The following is a 17,502-nucleotide window of genomic DNA, read 5'->3' as shown; positions in this document are numbered from 1 at the left end:
GAGCCTGATATGGCAACACTAACTTTTTTAGGCGCGGTGGAGGGGGTGACAGGATCTATGCACCTACTAAAAACTGAGCATAGTACTTTGCTTTTAGATTGCGGTCTGTACCAAGGTAGGCGAGATGAAGAAGCTAAAAATCACGAGCCTCTACCTATCGATGTGAGTCAAATTGACGCTGTTATTCTATCCCATGCACACCTAGATCATTCTGGCCGTTTACCTATTTTGTTACGAGAAGGGTATTGCGGGCCTATTTACATGACACGGCCGACCGTTGAGCTAATAGAGGTGCTGTTAAAGGATGCGGCTTCTTTACAAGAGCGCGACGCGGAATGGGAAAATAAACGCCGCCAGCGCTCGGGTAAACCGCTCATCGAACCTTTGTACCGGCAAGAAGAAGTGGACGGCGTTATGAAGCAGTGTAAATCGACTCGCTATCATACCAAACGTAAAATCACGCAAGACGTTGAAATTAATTTTGCCGATGCGGGGCATATTCTGGGTTCAGCGATAGTGGAAATATTTATCACTGAAAATGGGCAGAGTAAAAAGTTGGTCTTTTCTGGTGACCTTGGAAATTCACAGGCTGCATTACTTCGCGACCCAGATATCGTTACTGAAGCCGATGTGGTACTTCTTGAATCTACCTATGGTGACCGCAATCACCGTTCAATGGAAGAGACGCTCGATGAGTTTGAACAGGTTATTCTTGAAGCTAGTGAGAATGGCGGCAACATTCTTATTCCATCATTTGCAGTAGGGCGTACCCAAGAGATAATTTTTCGCCTGGGCGAGCTGTATCAGCAGGGCAAACTTACCCATCAAAAAGTGTATTTAGACAGCCCTATGGCCATTGCAGTTACGGAAATTTACCATCGCTATCAAGATGTGTACAACGAAGAGGACTTCGACGCTATTGAAGAAAGTGCCGAGCGAGCACACAGTCACAACCAAAGCTTACACTCCTTGTTGCCTATTTTGAGTTATACCACCTCTACAGAAGAATCGATTGCGCTTAATAAAGTGGTGAGTGGCGCAATAATTATCGCCGGCAGCGGTATGTGTAACGGCGGGCGTATTCGCCACCACTTAAAACAAAACCTGTGGCGCAAGCAATCTCATGTGATTTTTGTTGGCTTTCAGGCCATGGGCACGCCGGGGCGAAAAATGGTAGATGGCGCAACGCGTATCAAAATGGCCGGAGAGGATATTGCTATTCGCGCGCAAATCCACACCTTAGGTGGGTTTTCTGCCCATGCCAGTCAATCTCAGCTTATCAATTGGCTATCGCATTTCGAAAAGACACCGAAGATATACTTGGTGCATGGTGAAGAGGGCGCTAAACAAGCCTTGTGTAGCGCCATTAAAGAAAAGGGATGGGAAGCAACAATACCTCATTTGAACGAAACATTATCGTTCTAAACCTTTGTTGTAGGTTAAGGCTCAACGCTTACTGCTTGGGTCTTAACGCAAGCTGACCGTTCTCTACGCTCAGCTGCAATGGCACCGTTGACAGTAAGCTAACGGCTTTATTGGTAGAATCTAATCGGTAAACTGGGTTAGTCGACAAGTACCCATTAATAAGCTGCATAAACTCGCCGCTCACCGGGGCTAGGTTACCTTTAAAGCCGCCCGCATCAATGGTGCTGTCAAGCAGCGATAGCGAGCGCACAAAAATCGCCTTTTCTTCGCTATCGTAATAAGGCGTGCCTTCTAAAGACAGGCTGACTTTAGCCGGATAGTTCAAACCAAACGCGCTCACCCGGGCTGTAGCAATAGCGCCTAACTGCACCACGTCTCTGCCATCTGGGCCTATGGTTGCGGTCATATCCTCAACATCTAAAAACAAAGGTATACCGGCAAGTGATGTCTTTTTTTGTAATGTACTTATCTGGCTATCAAGCACTTGCTCTAGTTCAGCATTGGATACGGTATAAACCGATAGTTGAGAAAGGGTGGCGCAGCCAGCAATAGTTAGAGCAAAGGCTAAAGAAATTAGACGTAGCATAAAAATTATCTCTTTTAATGAAGTAATGCTGATTTACACAACGCTAGCGATAAGTGTTGACGCTGTAACAACTAAGTAGCTCTCATTGTAAGGGCTGAGACGGGATATGCACAACGAAATCGTTAAAGCGCTGAGGCAACGCCGTATTTAGACTAGCTAGACCTCTTTTTGCTCTGGATATTGCTATCAAAGAAATGCATACCCTGACATTACTAATATTAAGGTTGCTTGAAGAAAAATACGCCAATCAAAAGCATAGACATCTCGCCATTTATATCTCAACGTGGGCATTTTGTCGCAATCTACTTGATTATTTGACAGCAAGGGTTTTACATTTGCACTCTTCGTTGGGGAGTAGCCTGTTTCCGTTTCTGATGGAAAAGTTTGTATCAACATAATTGGTCACATTACCATGGTACAAACACCTCTTGGTTGGCGAGACCATCGATAATTCCATGCCTAAAGGTCAGGCGTGTGGTTTTATCGTGGACTCAATTAGCCTGGCCGGAGTTTCAAAACTATGAGTATCTTCGCTCTCATCTTGCTAGCCTTTGCCATGTCTACGGATGCGTTTGCCGCGGCAATCGGTAAAGGTGTGAAAATCAACCGCCCTCGCTTAAGCTTTGCCCTTAAAATTGGCCTTTTGTTCGGAACGATAGAAGCAATTACACCATTAATAGGCTGGCTGATTGGTCGCGCAGCGTCTTCTTATGTTGAGGCGTGGGACCATTGGATTGCGTTAATTATTCTTTCTGGATTGGGCGTCTATATGCTACTTGAGAGCTTCCAACCCGCAGAAGAAGAGTCAACGTCTCAACAACAATCCTTTATTTTGCTATGTATTACTGCCCTAGGCACCAGCATAGACGCCATGGCGGTGGGGGCGAGTCTCGCGTTAATTGATGTGAACATTGCGATAGCCTCAGCGTTAATTGGCGTTGCGACGTTTTCGATGGTTACCATGGGAATTATGCTGGGCAGCGCTTTAGGCACACTGATTGGCAAACGAGCAGAGGCATTTGGTGGAATTGTGCTTGTTTCGGTAGGCTTTTGGATCTTCGCAAGCCACACACTTTAGTTTTCTATAGACGCAACTGCCCTGCCGTAGCGCAGTTGCGTCATTAGTTTCCAGCAGCGGCGTAAAAAGACGCCGCATCCAATATTTCGTTATTCCTATTCCCTTTCTATGAACGTCTAAAGCGTTTGTTATAAAAACTTTTGCCATAACGCCTTCAACAAAGCAGTATAAGAAGTTCTTCTTATTAAAAATAAAAACACAACAAGGCACTTTCTATGGTTTCACAGAGACTGGTTTCTCGGAAAATGGTGGCGGCTTTTGCTATCTGCGTAAGCGCACTTTCTAGTTTCTCGCATTCTGCATTCGCACTTGAAGATACGGTTAGCCCTGAACTTTTCGACAAAATGGAGTATCGTTTTATTGGGCCTTATCGCGGTGGGCGCTCGGTGGCGGTCACTGGGGTTGAAGGTAATACCAACCTTTACTTTATGGGTACTGCAGGTGGCGGTGTTTGGAAAACCGAAAACGCGGGTTTATCCTGGAAAGCCATATCCGATAAAACATTTAAAGTAGGCAGCATAGGTTCTATCGCGGTTGCGCCATCAGACCCTAACGTTATTTACGTAGGTACGGGTGAAGGCCCTATTAGAGGTGTAACCACTAGTCACGGCAAAGGCGTTTATAAATCTACGGATGGCGGTGAAACCTGGAAACTAGTGGGTTTAGATAAACGGGGTCAAATTCCTAAAATTCGCATACACCCCACTAATCCTGATATAGCTTGGGCGGCAGTGCAGGGCAATATCTGGGGGCCGAATGAAGAGCGCGGTATATTCAAAACGACGGATGGCGGCGAAACATGGCAGCACGTATTAAAAGTGAATGCCGACACGGGCGCAGCTGATTTGGCTATTGACCCAACCAACCCCAGAATTCTTTATGCGAGCATGTGGCATCACGGCAGAACGCCTTGGTTTATTAAATCAGGCGGCGAGGGCGGTGGCCTTTACAAATCAACAGACGGTGGTGAAAGCTGGGACAAGCTTGAAAAAGGCCTGCCTAAGCTTATTGGTAAAGTAGGTGTTGATATTGCCGCTTCTAACCCTAAGCGTCTTTACGCCATTATTGAAGCGGATGAAGGCGGTTTATACCGCAGTGATGATGCAGGTAAATCATGGGAGCTAATGAACGGCGACAATATTCTTAAAGCTCGCGCGTGGTACTACAATCACATTAAGGTTGACCCGGTAGATGAAAATACCCTGTATGTGATGAATGTGCAGCTGCATAAATCCATTGATGGCGGTAAAACCTTCGAAATTAAATCTCTGCCCCACGGTGACACCCACGATATGTGGATAAACCCAGAAAACAGCTTAAACATGATCAACGCTAATGACGGTGGCGCAACGGTTACCTTCGACGGTGGTGAATCGTGGTCAAGCATTTACAACCAGCCAACGGCGCAGTTTTATCGTGTAATCACTGACAACTTAAACCCTTACTATGTGTATGGCGGTCAGCAAGATAACTCAACTATGGCGACGCCGTCTGAGACATGGGGTGACGGTATGGGTATAGAAGATCAGTTTGCTGTTGGCGGTGGCGAAAGTGCGCATATTGCGTTTAACCCTGACGATCCAACGCTTATTTACGCCACTACCATCAATGGCACGTTAACGGAGTATAATCGCGACACTGGGCTTACGCGCCCCATCATGCCATACCCTGAATATGTGTTTGGACGCAATGCGAGGGACCAAAAGTACCGCACGAATTGGAACGCGCCAGTGCTGGTTTCAAAGCACGACCCTAGCACGGTGTATTACGGCACGCAGATGATCTTAAAAACCACCGACCGCGGTGTAAATTGGCAAGAAATCAGCCCAGACTTAACCCGTAACGAGCCTGAAAAACAGGGGCTAAACGGCGGGCCGATTACCAATGAACAAGCCGGGGCTGAATACTACAATACGGTTTTCTATATTGCTGAGTCAGCGGTTAACAAAGGCGAGCTTTGGGTTGGTGCTGATGACGGTAAGCTTCATATTACCCGTGATGAAGGTAAAAACTGGAAAGATGTTACGCCACATAATAAAGAAGCGCAGGTTAATGCTATTGAGCTAAGCCCTCATGCACAAGGCAGAGCTTACGTTGCGGTAGCAGGCTATAAGTTAAATGACTACACACCTTACATCTACAAAACCGATAATTACGGCAAGCGCTGGAAGCGTATTGACGAAGGGCTCCCTGAAGACGCTTTTGTACGTGTTGTGCGTGAAGATACAGAGCGTGAAGGGATGTTGTTCGCGGGTACAGAAAGCGGCATGTTTATTAGCTTCGATGACGGCAAACACTGGCAAGAGCTAGATTTAAACCTTCCGCCGGTGGCGATCACCGATATGCAGGTAAAGGGTGACGACCTGGTTGTTGCAACGCAAGGGCGAGGCTTTTGGATTTTAGATGACATTAGCCCCCTGCGCGAAGTGCATAAGTCCCTTGATGATGAAGCGCTGTTTCAGTTTGAACCGGTTGATGGCGTTCGCTTGTTATCTGGCGGCGGCATGACCGATCAGCCACAAGCGAAAAATCCACCCCGTGGCGCGACTTTCCGCTATTACCTGAAAGATGCATTAGAAGAAGACCAAACGCTACGCATTGATATATTTAATGCAGACAATGAGTTGGTTCGTACACTGTCATCAGCACCGAGTGCTTTTGAGAAATGCGCAAAAGGTAACGAAGACGTTCGCAGCCCTATCAAATTTAAACACCCATCGACCAAAGCAGGGTACAACACGTTCGTGTGGGACCTTCGCCGTGAGCCACTAAACTGCATTGAGAATGTAAAACTGTTTGGCGGTTGGAAAGGTGCTCGCGTGATGCCGGGCGACTACAAGGCGAAAATCACCCTGGGAGAACTTGCACAAACTCGTGCGTTTAAAGTGCTTCCAGACCCAAGAGAAGAGGCCGACAAAGCGCAGCTTCAAGTGGTTGAAAAGAGCATTCAGGCAACAGAAACCTTGTTAAACGATTTGTTTGCACACCTGCAAAAAGCCCGTGATGTGCGCGCGCAGTTGAGTGATGTTTCGGAAGACAACGTCATGCTGGCAAGCGATGTGTCGGCGTCAATCGAGCGTATTGTTAGCGCAATCGACGACTGGGAAGCATTAGTTATACAGCCTAAACATCAAACCTTTGAAGACGATATTAACTGGCCGAATATGCTCGATAGACAAGTCCGTTTCTTAATGGATAACTTCGACAGAACGGGGGCGCCGGCACAAGCTGGTGCACTGAAGCGATTGAAAGACTTAGAGTCAAAGTGGCAGCAATATAAAGTACAGCTAGAAACCTTGTTTGGTGAGGAAGTGAAGCCGCTTAATGAAAAGTTGTCAAAGCAAGGCGCGTTTGATTTAGAGCGTTTGTAGCAAGGCGAGCGAATTTTATTCTTGCTGAAGCTATAAAACTGAAAGCCGGAAGTGATTAAGACACTTCCGGCTTTTATTTACGGTTTTAAACCTGCATCTAGCGCAGTTGAAAAACATTGCTCAAACAAAAAGTTTTCGCAATGAACCGCTAGAACTGATACCTAACGCTTACCGTATAGTTAGTCGGTGAGCCGGGCATGGTCCAAAGCTGGTGGTATGAGTTCTCAAAGTAATCCCTGTCGAACAGATTGTTCACGTCAAACCTCATAGAAAGCGCATCGCTAATATTCACCGACCCTGCAAGGTTCACAAGGGTGTAAGACGGCAAAATGAATGTTGGATCGGTGGTTTGGCCTAAGCGGTCACCCACGTAACGCATGGTCACACCAAAGAACGCTTCTTTTTCAAATACGCGGGTGAAATGGTTAAGCGAGATATACCCCGAATGTTTAGCAATATTGATTAAGCGTGAACCCTTTGGAATAGGCACCCCCCAATCCAAATTGTTGACTTCATTCGCGGTTTTAGCATCTATGTATGCGTAGGCCATATCAAGACGAATGTCTGAAGTAAGGTCAGTGGTTAACTGGAATTCAACCCCTTGGCTTTCAACTTCACCGAGCGTGGCTGAAAAGCCCGTGTTAGGTTCAGCGGTTAGCATATTGGTCTTTGCTGCATCAAAAATCGCAATGCTGCCTGAGAACCTATCGGCGATGTTTTCCCACTTAGCACCAACTTCAAAAGAGGTGGTCTCTTCAGGGTCAAAGGCGTTGCGGTCTGAATCAAGCCCTGGATTGGGTCTGAAACCTTCTGCATAGCTCGTGTATAGACTTACAGCGTCATTGATTTCATACACAAAACCGAAGCGTGGCGTCACTTCCGTTTGGTCTTGTTCTTGCCCTTCTTCGCTCAGCTTATTAAAAATGTCTTGCTCGAACTTGTCCACACGAAAGCCGACTAAAAGCTTGGTGGCATCGGTAATTTCTATAACGTTTTGTGCATAAAATCCTAACCCTTTTTGCTTTTCAGCCGTGAGTGTAGTGGGCGTCACGTCAGGTCTGAAAATGGTGTAGTCTGGGTTTTCAGGGTTGATACTATATGTGGTATCACCCGCGCCCCACGCCGCGCGCCAGCGACGGTAGTCTGTATCTATGTGGTAGTTGTAGTAGTCCAAACCAAATAAGACGTTGTTTACAAAGCCTGCCATATCCACCACGCCACTTAATTCAAAGCGTAGCGATAAGTCTTGCGCTTGATAGTCGCGGGTTCGTCGCTGCCTTGAAAGTACAGATGGGTCGGTATACAAAAGCTGACGGCCTTCCGATAGTTCGGTATCTGAAGACTGTCCTTTAAAAGATGAGTCTCTGTAGGCAAAGCCACTAAGAAAATGCCAATTGTGATTCAACTCGTGATTTAACACTAGCTGATGTCCAAAGGCTTTAACTTCATGGGCACCGTCTCTGATATCACCGTAAAAGTCTTCGGCATCTACAGCATCAAAGTCGTTATTTAAGATAAATACACCGCGATCAAGAGGCTTTTCCTGATCTAAGATTTCCATCTGATAACTTAAGCTGGTGTGATCAGAGAGGTTCCAAATAAATGAAGGGTTAAGGTTTAAATTCTTGAAAAACACGTTATCGCGATAAGTATCAGAGTCTTCGTACGAACCGTTAACGCGATACGCCATATCTGAACTAATGCCGTTCGTGTAATCGAACTCTACGTGCTTCTTATCAAAATTACCGACTGTGCCTTGAACGTAGCCTTGCTCTTCAAACTGCGGTTTTTTGGTGATGATGTTGATGGTACCGCCAGGCTCGCCTTGCCCGTAAAGGGCAGAGCCTGGCCCTTTCATTACTTCAATAGTTTGAACGTTAACCGTACTTCTATTGCCGCTGTAGCCACGTACGTTAAAGCCGTTTATCAGATACCCCGACGGATTGTTTTCATCGCCAGAAAAGCCACGAATAGCAAAGCTATCGAACATACCGCCCGAGTTGTTTTGCCTTACGATAGTCGGCGCAAAATCCAGTGCATCGATGAAGCGTGTGATCCCTTCATTTGCTAATGTATCGGCGGTAATTCGGTCAATTGCTTGCGGCGTGTCGATAAGCGGTACGTTACCACGATAAGGCTGAAAGTGTCTTTTCACTTCGATGTGCTCTAGTTCATCGTGAGCACTTTGAGTTAGAGTGCTATCACTTTGCGCAGCGGCATTCACAGATAGTCCAACTAACGAAAATAAAAACGGTATTTTAATGTTAAGCATAAGAAGGTTTAACGAGTCTTCAACAGGTTTTGTAAAGGTTACAAATGTTATGTTATCTCATTTCTTTTGGCAAGGTAATTTATAGTTGGAGACTGGTCTAAACTCAGAAAAGTGACATTTTCCTAAGCTCACATATGCTATACACTTCGCGACCTTATTTAAGCGATAAGCCAACACTTAACCATAACTTACACTACGCACTATAAACCGACGTAATAAAAGTCAGTATCGGTGATAGTACGTGTTACGCACCTGCAAAAGTCAGGTGCCTGAAAAGCATTTAGCGTTTGTGAATATGAACTAGCACTAGGAACTAGGACACTCAATGTTTCATAAAACATTTTCTCTATTTTTATCTGCGCTTCCTTTATCTGTTTTCGCAACGGAAAACGTAGATGTTATATCTACAGAAACGGCTGAGGCGAACGTTGAAAAAATTACGATTGAAGGGGCGGCGACTGCGAATAACAAGCCAGTAGGTACGTTTAACTCGCCTATTTCAAATTTGGAGTACGACCCGCGGGTAGATTTGCAATCAAGAAACATGGCTGAAGCACAGGCCGATGTCACCATCCGCGGTGGTATCTTCGAAAATACCGGCTTTCGCGTAGGTAGCGCAACGCTAATCGACCCGCAAACCGGTCACTATTTTGCTGAAATTCCTATTGCACCTGAAATGTTGACTAAGCCGAGTATTTTCACCGGTGTTGATAACGCGCTTTATGGTGTAAATAGCTCTGTTGGTACGGTGTCCTTCGGTTGGAAACCTATTCAAGAGGCTGGCAGTGTATCTGTTGGCGTGGGCAACAATAACTTCAATTTGCAGCGCGTTCACGGCGCAGTAAAACAACAGCTTAAAAGCTATCCAGCTTGGTCTGTGGGTGTGGAAGGAGAGTATTCTCGCTCTGAAAGCGATGGCACTATTGCCAATGGTGATCACCAATTTGAACGCGCGTTAGGTCGCGTTCAGTTAGCAAGCGAGCGTTCGCAAACCGACTTGTTTTATGGTTATCAGCAAAAGTTCTTCGGTTGGCCTAATTTGTATACGCCCTTTGACGTTAACGAAACCGAAGATATTGAAACGCGTTTGGTAATGCTAAATCATAAGCAGCGCTACGGTGAAAAGGGTAATGAAAGTGCCTTTGAGGTATCGGGTTATTACAGGGAAAACGATGACCACTATGTATTTTCGCGCGAAAACCCAGAAAGTTTTCAGGCGTTCCACGAAACGCAGGTAAAATCACTCGCGCTTTCTGGCGCGCACAACGTATCGCCAAGATTGGGTATCAACTACTCCGCGCAAATCACCGCAGACGACATTGAATCGACCACGCTAGAAAATAACTTCACTTCCCGCGACTACTACAAAATTAGTGTGGTGCCAGAGTATCGTACCCAGCTAAACACTAAGGAGTCGATTACCGTGCGCTTAGGTGGCGCGTTTGATGATACTAATCGCGATGAAGACCGGCTGTCTTTTGTGGGCGATATTCACTGGTTTACGCAAACTGGCGATAATGCCTCGCGCAGTTTATACCTTTCGTATGCAGAAGCGACTCAAGTGGCCGGCTATACTGCAGTGGGCGGCAGCACCACGAGTGGCTTGTTCAGAAGTAATAATCAGCTACAGCGAGAGGTGAGTAAAAACCTCGAGCTTGGCGCGTCGTTTGATGAGCAATCATGGAAAGTTGATACCGCCGTTTTCTATCGCTGGGACAACGAGTTGACCGACTGGACTTATAGTTTCGATTCCACCTCGGCACGCAGCGCAAACCCCGTAGATATTGAAACGCTAGGGTTTGAATTAATTGCGATTAAGCGCTTTGATAATGCGGATGTGGTTGCCAGTTATACCTATCTTGATAAGTCAGAAGACTACGGCATTGAGGGTGTGGATGCGAGTTTTTACGCGCTAAACTATCCACCGCATAGAGCAACCCTTGGACTGGTATGGTTTGCAAGCGACACGATTGAAATCCGCATAGACAACGAGTGGCGCAAGCAAGAAACCAACGCGCTTAGAAACGGCAGTGATAAGGCGTTCTTCTCACACGTTACGCTCACCTATTCACCGGCTCAAATTGAAGGGTTAAACCTAGTACTGGCAGTTGATAACTTTTGGGATGAACGATTTGAAGAAATTCCCGGTACGCCAGGGCGGGGCGAACAGTATTCGGCTACCGTGACCTATTTTTGGTAGTAGGGAAGTACGCTTATTGTAAGTGCTTACTATTGCTTGGTCTGATTAATTATGAAGTGATTGGATGTATTATATGACAGGCTCTAAGGTGTCATCTAGCCCCAGCGTATCGACGTTGTCAGCGCCTTCTAAGGGCCCCGCGTCTCTTGACGACTTCGTAGGGCGCTGGCATTTGCGTCGGGAAATTATCCAGCAAAACGGGGATACTTTTTCGTTTGTTGGGACAGCTGCTTTTTGTTGGGAGCCTGCGTGGGAGAAACCGACGCTAAATTATTACGAGCAGGGCGAAGTAACCGCGCCAAATGGAAACATTATGCCTGCCGAGCGCCGCTATTTTTGGCAACAGTCACAGCATGGTGTGTTCGATGTTTTGTTTGACGATGAACGTTATTTTCATACATTTAGTGCGAGCAACCCGAATGCCGAACACTTATGCGGCGATGACAACTACGTAGTGCGCTATGACTTCGCAAAGTTGCCAGTGTGGCGCTCAACATGGCAGGTCAAAGGCCCGCGCAAAGACTATACCATGATTAGCGAGTATAGCCCTTTATAGTCAAGCGCTTCGCTGCGGTTTACGACAGCCGCTGTTTCTTGCTGTACTGATGAGACATCCAAAGTGCAAAAGCAATGATAGCACCGCCAAGAAATAGGCGAGAAAAGTCAGTGTCTTTTTGCCAAAGAAGTAAATTAACCACAAGCCCTGCTGGAATAAGCGCGTTGTTCATGATGGCTAATGTGCCTCCTGATACTTTCAGCGCGCCTTGATTCCAAAAGTAATACCCAAGCCCCGATGCCACGATACCTAACCACAACAATATGCCCCACTGCTGAGCATTCTGCGGCAGTTGGCTAGTGTTACCAAAAATGAAGAAAGCAGGTAGTGCTATAGCCAGTGCGCCTAAATAAAACCACGCAAACACGTTGTGATAGGGCACTTGTGTTTTGAAGGTAGAGGTAAGTTTTTTATAACCCACCTGTCCTAGCGCAAAGGAAAAGTTAGCACCTTGAACAATGGCAAAGCCAAGCCAGTAATTATCGCTAATGCCGTTAAAACGAATAATGGCTGCACCTGCTGTGGCGATAAGTGCACACAACAAGTAAAACGGGGTGAAGCGCTTAAAGAGTGCGTCGTTTAAAATGGCTACGTAAAGCGGTGTAAAAATGGTGAAAAGCAACACTTCTGGCACGCTTAAAAACAAAAATGCGTGATAAAAGAAGATGTACATTAACCCTAACTGCACAGCACCTAAACTCGCCAGGATCGCCTTTTGTTTAAGGTTTAATAATGCCGGCTTAAGAAAGGGAAGGAAAACCAGTGTGGCGAGCACAATGCGTGTCAAAACAGCAAAATAACTGTCTACTGAGCCTGCTAAAAATTCACCAATAAGCGAAAAGGAAAATGCCCATAGAACGGTAACTGCTATTAAATAAAACACGCGATTCTCTTCTTCAAAATAAGACGCGCGCTAAAGTATTTCAATGTACAGCTTTAATCAACCTTTGGTTGAAAAGGCTCGCTCAATCCGACTAATGAACAGCGTTAGATACTACTGGCGTGGGTGCAGCTTTCGCCTTTTTGTTATCCTTATTGCTTTCCTTAAATTCGCCTGCTTCTTCAACTAATGCTGTCATAGCATCAATAATATCAAGGAAGCTAGATAACTGTGCCGGCGTAAGGCCATTAGACAGGTTTTCGATTTTATTGATAAGTTGTTTAGTAGGTAGGCGCATAGTGTCAAAATCTCGTTGTTGTTACATTAATACCTACCTTGTGAATCAATTTTCTTGCCAAGTTTGTTTACTCCTCGATTTCTTTTTTTACCCTCTAAATAGCATTTTAAAAGTCTTATTTATTAGAGGTTTAGGCATTTTTCATGAGAGCGGTTAACAATTTCCCTTGCAAAGCGGTTTTAAATAAATAAGATCAAACGCAAATCATTATCATTTGCATTAAAAGAATTATTGATGAAACAAGCCCGCTTTGTACCTTCCCTTCTGGTCGTCGTTAGCCTTCCTTTGTCTTTTCCAGTATTAGCAGAAGATGCCCTTGAGCGCGTTGTGGTGACAGGTACTAGGACACCTAAACTATTGGCTTCTTCGCCCGTAAAGGTTGATGTAGTAGATAAAGCGGCGATTACGCGACTAAGTAAAGGTACCTTGCGCCAAGTGCTTGAGGTGATGCCGGGCGTTGTGGTTAGGCGAAGTCAAAAAGACGGCTACAACGTTCAGCTAAACGGCTTCAATGGCGATCATGTGTTGGTGTTAATTAACGGCCAACCTATTATTTCTCCCACAGGCTCTTCCGTCGACCTTGACCAAATTAGCGTTGCCAATATTAAACAAATTGAAATAGTGCGTGGCGCGGCATCAGTACTTTACGGCAGCTCTGCCATGGGTGGTGTTATCAATATCATTACCGAGAAGGTGGAAGGGTCGCAGTTCTCAGCAGATTACGAGGCATCATACTTTACCGATGATGCAATTGAAGGTGATGAATTCGGGCACACGGCTAGGATCACTGCAGCGAAAGCAATTAGTGATTGGCAGCTTGGCATAACGGCTCAGAAGATTACCAACCCGGGTTTTGATTACGACGGCGAAACTACATCACAAGATGGAGGCGCGGTAGATAAATCCTTCGTGCAAATGTCGTTATCTACATTGATAAACAGCGTGAGCGTTCAATACAAAGGGCAGTGGTTGGATGAACAAAAAGACAAGCCTCAATCATCAATACCCGGTCAAGCCACTATCATCAGCTACCTTTCTAATGTTACCCAATGGCAGCATGATATCCGCTTAGAGCAACAATACGATTGGCATATCAATACGCGCTATCTTTCACATGATGAAGAAAGCGGTAACAGCAATGGGTTGCGTCAAACCGATATCCAGCTTGCGGAACTAGAAGCGCAGAAAATTTATTCTACCAAAGATATTGAGTGGGTAGGCGGGGTTGTTTTACATGGCGACTCGCTGGACCAGCTAAACCTCAGTACTGGCACGGTTGAAGTTGACGATGTGAGCCGGGAAAGTGCCGAGCTTTATTTACAAGGGAACTGGCAGCAAAACCACACCCAGCTTTTAGCGGGCGCAAGAATACAAAACGATTCTGATTTTGGCTGGCATACCGCGTTTAAAGCAAGTGCAAGCCAGTCATTTAACGCTGAAAATACTTCTTGGCAACTTCGTGCTGGCGTGGGCAGTAGCTATCGCGTGCCCAATCTTAAGGAGCGCTATTACGTATTCGACCACAGTAACTTAGGTTACATGGTGCTTGGCAACGACGCACTTACGCCTGAAACAGCGCTAAATGCTAACGTAGGCACAAACCTTAGATTAACGCCTACCAAAAGTGACTGGTTATATCAGGTCGATATAAACCTTCATTACACCAAAGCTGATGATTTCATTACCACGGCGGTAGACCTCGATGCATCGCAAGACGCGGGTTTAGATATCTCTGTTTATCAAAATATTGATGAAGCTACCCTATACGGCGCTGATTTAAGCGCTAGCGCGCAAGATGACAATTGGCAGTGGCAATTGAATTACAGCTACCTAGTTGCCGAAGACGGCAGTTCGCAGCGCTTGCCTGAACGTCCTACCCACTTAGTTAAAGCGTCTGTTACCTATCAGTTTAGTCATACCGACACCAGTCTACAGCTTTACGGTGTGCATGAGGGAAATGTGTCACCTTCTATTGGCTATAGCTCAATAGCGAAAGATAGCTTTACCACGCTAAACGCGGTCGTACAGCACCAGTTCACGCCTCAGTGGCAAGCGCGCCTCGGACTTGAAAACCTCACCGATGAACATCGCTCAACCGAGGCACTTTTAGCGGGGGCTTTCGACGCAAGGCCCATTGCTGCAAGGCGATTATATTTGGGCGTGAGTTACCAGTATTGAAATGACCATAAAACGAAAGCACCGACATAGAAAAAACGTTTGAGAACAAAAAAACACCTAACGACAGATATCAAACTGACAAGGCGCCACTTTCAAAAAGACGGCCCCAAAAAAAACGGCCCCAAAAAAAATCGGACCAAAAACTTAGGTTAAAAACCTAGACCAACAAATTAAACCAATAAATAAAACCCGCTGCTTAACACAGCGAATTTAAAAAAAGGAAAACACATGAATAAGACCTATTTAGCGTTATTGCTTGCTATGACATTCGGCCTAACTGCGTGTGGTGGCTCAAGTAGCGATGACACCCCAGTTGAAACACCTGACGAAGTAACCGATGGCAGCGGAGATTCAGGTGACGGAAGTACTGACGGTGGAAACGAAGAAGCAACCATTTATGGGCCGTTTAGTACAGGGTCTACATCAGAGCCTGTTGCAGTTTACTTTGACTTAGATACGCAGACGCAGCTTACGCTTTCCGATGAAGAAGCCGCAACGGATACCACATGGGATATTGGTTTTAAACGTACTAATGTGTTCTTAAATACGCATCAAGACACGCCAGTAAGCCTATATTTTACTGGAAATAACAGCGACTTTTATGATGATACTGGCGCGCCAGTATCTGAACTGTTCCTAAATGCGACCGCAGACAGCGAACTAGACGATTACTTGGCTGTTACCGAAAGCGATATCCCAGAAGCTGAAGCGTTCAGCACGGATACAGAAACCCAAGTCATCGGCGATACCTTTTACAATTACGACTTTACCACTCACGTAGTAACGCCAAATGAAGAGACGTATTACATCGTGTTTTCAGACGGCAACTACACAAAGTTTCACGTTACCGATATCGTCACTGAAGGGCGAGGTATTGGTGAAATAACCCTTGGTGTTATGCACCAAAGCGTTCTTGATGGGCAAACTACTTTTGCCGAAGAAGTCGCGCTGACCCTTGATGCGGTAGGTTGTAGCGACGCTGTCTACGTAGATTTTGATTTGCAGCAGGTGGTTACACAAGCTGACGGCTGGGACCTCACTATTCCGTGCGCAGACGGCGCGGGCAAATTTACACTGACTATTGCGGATGACGCCACTGTACTTCGCACCGATGCACAAACGTATAACGGCGTGGACACAGAAGCGGCGCAGTATTATGGCTTCAGTGAAGAGATGGTCAGTGAATACGCGATGAGTACGAACAACTGGTATTTCTACGACAGCACCAGCCACTTACTTTACTCACAGTTTGGGGTTTATTTAATTCAGGCTGGCGACACCACGTATAAGTTTCAAATTACCAGCTATTACGATGAAGAGGGTACATCAGGTGCCTATAGCTTCCGCGTTGACCCTGTGACCGGAGAGTAAATGATGCTGCAACACACTCTCTCACTTTCTTCAATAGCCGCAAAAGCTATTTCTACGGTGATGGTAGGGTGGTGTTTGTTTGCTGTAGGGGCGTTTAGCGCCCCTTTAAATGAAACGCAAACTGCGCCGCCTCGAATAATCACTGCTGGCGGCAGTATCACCGAAATTGTGTTCGCGTTGGGGCGAGGCGGCTGGGTAATCGCGACCGATAGTACCAGTATGTTTCCACAAGAAGCAGCAAGTTTGACTAAGCTTGGGTACTTTCGTCAGCTTAGCACGGAAGGGGTATTGGCCCAGCAGCCCACAATGCTATTAGGAGCTGAGGCATCAGGCCCAAGCGTTGCGCTTGAACAAATAGCCCATGCCGGCGTAGATGTTACTACTTTTGACGTGGATAAAAACCTTAGCGGCTTGAAAGCCTTGGTGATAGACATTGGCAAAAAACTTGCGGCTAGCGAGCAGGCCATTGAATTAATTCACCATATAGAAAAGAAGATAGAGCAACAAAAAGCGCGTTACGCTCATAAAAACTCAGCGTTCAATACACAAATCAAAGCGCTCTTTGTGGTGGCGAACAATGACAGGGGAATAACGGTAGCTGGTAAAGATACCGTGCCTCAAGCGCTATTCGATACTCTTGGTATCGTTAATATTGGTTCAGCTGTGGAAGGTTACAAAGTGATGGATGCAGAGTCTGTGCTTATGCAAAACCCCGATGTTGTAATTGCAGCAGGGCACATGCTTCGTGGCAAAAGTGCGAAGGAGGCACTTTGCACACATCACGCGTTAGCTGCCACGTTTGCTGGTAAACATTGCCTAGTTGAAGCCATGGATAGCAGCATAAGCTTAGGGCTTTCACCGCGCTTTCATGTGGCGCTTCAGCATGTTGCAGAGTATGCAGAGAAAGCCATTGAAATTAAGCAAACGCAAAAAGCTCCTTACAGTGGAACGAGTCAATAATGCAGTTATCTTCCGCAGCTAAGCACAGTGATAACCCAAGCGGTAACCTAGGCGATAACCCAAGCGATTACTCATTGACGCCTGTTGTACTTCAGCTTATTAATGCCCGCGCACAGAGAAAACGTATTGGCATGGGAATACTACTCTTATTGCTGTTGACCTGTGCTTATGTGGGGTTAACCCGCGGCAGTTTACCAATTGATATCGAACAGCAACTTAGATACTTCATTAGCGGCGCAAATACGGTAGAAAATACGGCAGCAAACACCACCCATTGGTATGTGCTGTCTGAAATACGGCTCCCTCGGGTGATCATGACTATGCTTA

Annotated in this window: 12 protein-coding genes, 1 pseudogene and 1 riboswitch; of the genes and pseudogenes, 9 read left to right on the top strand and 4 right to left on the bottom strand. The window is 46.0% G+C overall.

Annotated features, from left to right (window positions below):
- Positions 1 to 9 precede the first annotated feature (9 nt).
- Positions 10 to 1,425 carry an MBL fold metallo-hydrolase RNA specificity domain-containing protein gene (locus tag JC525_RS12420; protein WP_071952594.1) on the top strand — a complete coding sequence of 472 codons (1,416 nt, stop codon included), beginning with the start codon at positions 10 to 12 and terminating at the stop codon, positions 1,423 to 1,425.
- Between the two features lie 28 nt (positions 1,426 to 1,453).
- Here JC525_RS12420 and JC525_RS12415 read toward each other — a convergent pair whose 3' ends face one another.
- Positions 1,454 to 2,011, bottom strand: a complete 558-nt coding sequence (locus JC525_RS12415) for a DUF1439 domain-containing protein (RefSeq protein WP_198816124.1) — start codon at positions 2,009 to 2,011, stop codon at positions 1,454 to 1,456.
- A 337-nt stretch (positions 2,012 to 2,348) separates the two neighbouring features.
- Positions 2,349 to 2,491, top strand: a riboswitch (yybP-ykoY riboswitch).
- Between the two features lie 40 nt (positions 2,492 to 2,531).
- On the opposite strand from JC525_RS12415, the gene JC525_RS12410 reads away from it, so the two are divergent.
- Positions 2,532 to 3,089 carry a manganese efflux pump MntP gene (locus JC525_RS12410; RefSeq protein ID WP_198816123.1) on the top strand — a complete coding sequence of 186 codons (558 nt, stop codon included), beginning with the start codon at positions 2,532 to 2,534 and terminating at the stop codon, positions 3,087 to 3,089.
- A 215-nt stretch (positions 3,090 to 3,304) separates the two neighbouring features.
- Positions 3,305 to 6,460, top strand: coding sequence for a WD40/YVTN/BNR-like repeat-containing protein (locus tag JC525_RS12405; protein WP_198816122.1), 3,156 nt, complete (start codon positions 3,305 to 3,307; stop codon positions 6,458 to 6,460).
- A 148-nt stretch (positions 6,461 to 6,608) separates the two neighbouring features.
- On the opposite strand, the gene JC525_RS12400 is transcribed toward JC525_RS12405, so the two are convergent.
- A complete protein-coding gene (locus tag JC525_RS12400) occupies positions 6,609 to 8,732 on the bottom strand; it encodes a TonB-dependent siderophore receptor (RefSeq protein ID WP_198816121.1) in 2,124 nt (707 codons plus the stop codon).
- A gap of 325 nt (positions 8,733 to 9,057) precedes the next feature.
- On the opposite strand from JC525_RS12400, the gene JC525_RS12395 reads away from it, so the two are divergent.
- Positions 9,058 to 10,932: a TonB-dependent receptor plug domain-containing protein gene (locus tag JC525_RS12395; RefSeq protein WP_198816120.1), complete on the top strand. Its 1,875-nt coding sequence runs from the start codon at positions 9,058 to 9,060 to the stop codon at positions 10,930 to 10,932.
- A 73-nt stretch (positions 10,933 to 11,005) separates the two neighbouring features.
- Entirely contained in the window at positions 11,006 to 11,488 is a 483-nt protein-coding gene (locus tag JC525_RS12390) for a DUF6314 family protein (RefSeq protein ID WP_198816119.1), read from the top strand.
- A gap of 19 nt (positions 11,489 to 11,507) precedes the next feature.
- Here the strand turns inward: JC525_RS12390 and JC525_RS12385 are convergent, their stop codons facing one another.
- Both JC525_RS12385 and JC525_RS12380 read right to left on the bottom strand, forming a co-directional pair.
- Positions 11,508 to 12,371, bottom strand: coding sequence for an EamA family transporter (locus JC525_RS12385; RefSeq protein WP_198816118.1), 864 nt, complete (start codon positions 12,369 to 12,371; stop codon positions 11,508 to 11,510).
- Positions 12,372 to 12,462: 91 nt separating this feature from the next.
- The gene (locus JC525_RS12380; protein WP_198816117.1) at positions 12,463 to 12,666 is read right to left on the bottom strand and encodes a hypothetical protein; all 204 of its coding nucleotides are present in this window, start codon (positions 12,664 to 12,666) and stop codon (positions 12,463 to 12,465) included.
- A 234-nt stretch (positions 12,667 to 12,900) separates the two neighbouring features.
- Between JC525_RS12380 and JC525_RS12375 the strand changes: the two genes are divergently transcribed.
- The 4 genes and pseudogenes from JC525_RS12375 to JC525_RS12360 form a co-directional block, all read left to right on the top strand.
- Positions 12,901 to 14,844: a TonB-dependent receptor plug domain-containing protein gene (locus tag JC525_RS12375; RefSeq protein WP_198816116.1), complete on the top strand. Its 1,944-nt coding sequence runs from the start codon at positions 12,901 to 12,903 to the stop codon at positions 14,842 to 14,844.
- 228 nt (positions 14,845 to 15,072) lie between these two features.
- Positions 15,073 to 16,215, top strand: a complete 1,143-nt coding sequence (locus tag JC525_RS12370; RefSeq protein WP_198816115.1) for an HmuY family protein — start codon at positions 15,073 to 15,075, stop codon at positions 16,213 to 16,215.
- On the top strand, positions 16,216 to 17,175 hold the full coding sequence (locus JC525_RS12365; protein ID WP_198816114.1) for a heme/hemin ABC transporter substrate-binding protein: 960 nt from the start codon (positions 16,216 to 16,218) through the stop codon (positions 17,173 to 17,175).
- Positions 17,175 to 17,502 (top strand): annotated as a pseudogene (locus JC525_RS12360) (FecCD family ABC transporter permease); the annotation flags it as partial. The gene JC525_RS12365 and the pseudogene JC525_RS12360, both read left to right, overlap by 1 nt.

Source organism: Alteromonas sp. IB21 (assembly GCF_016405965.1).
In the GTDB taxonomy this organism is placed as follows: domain Bacteria; phylum Pseudomonadota; class Gammaproteobacteria; order Enterobacterales; family Alteromonadaceae; genus Alteromonas.
Note: the sequence above shows the minus strand (reverse complement) of the source record. Positions and strands in the feature narration are given on the sequence as shown.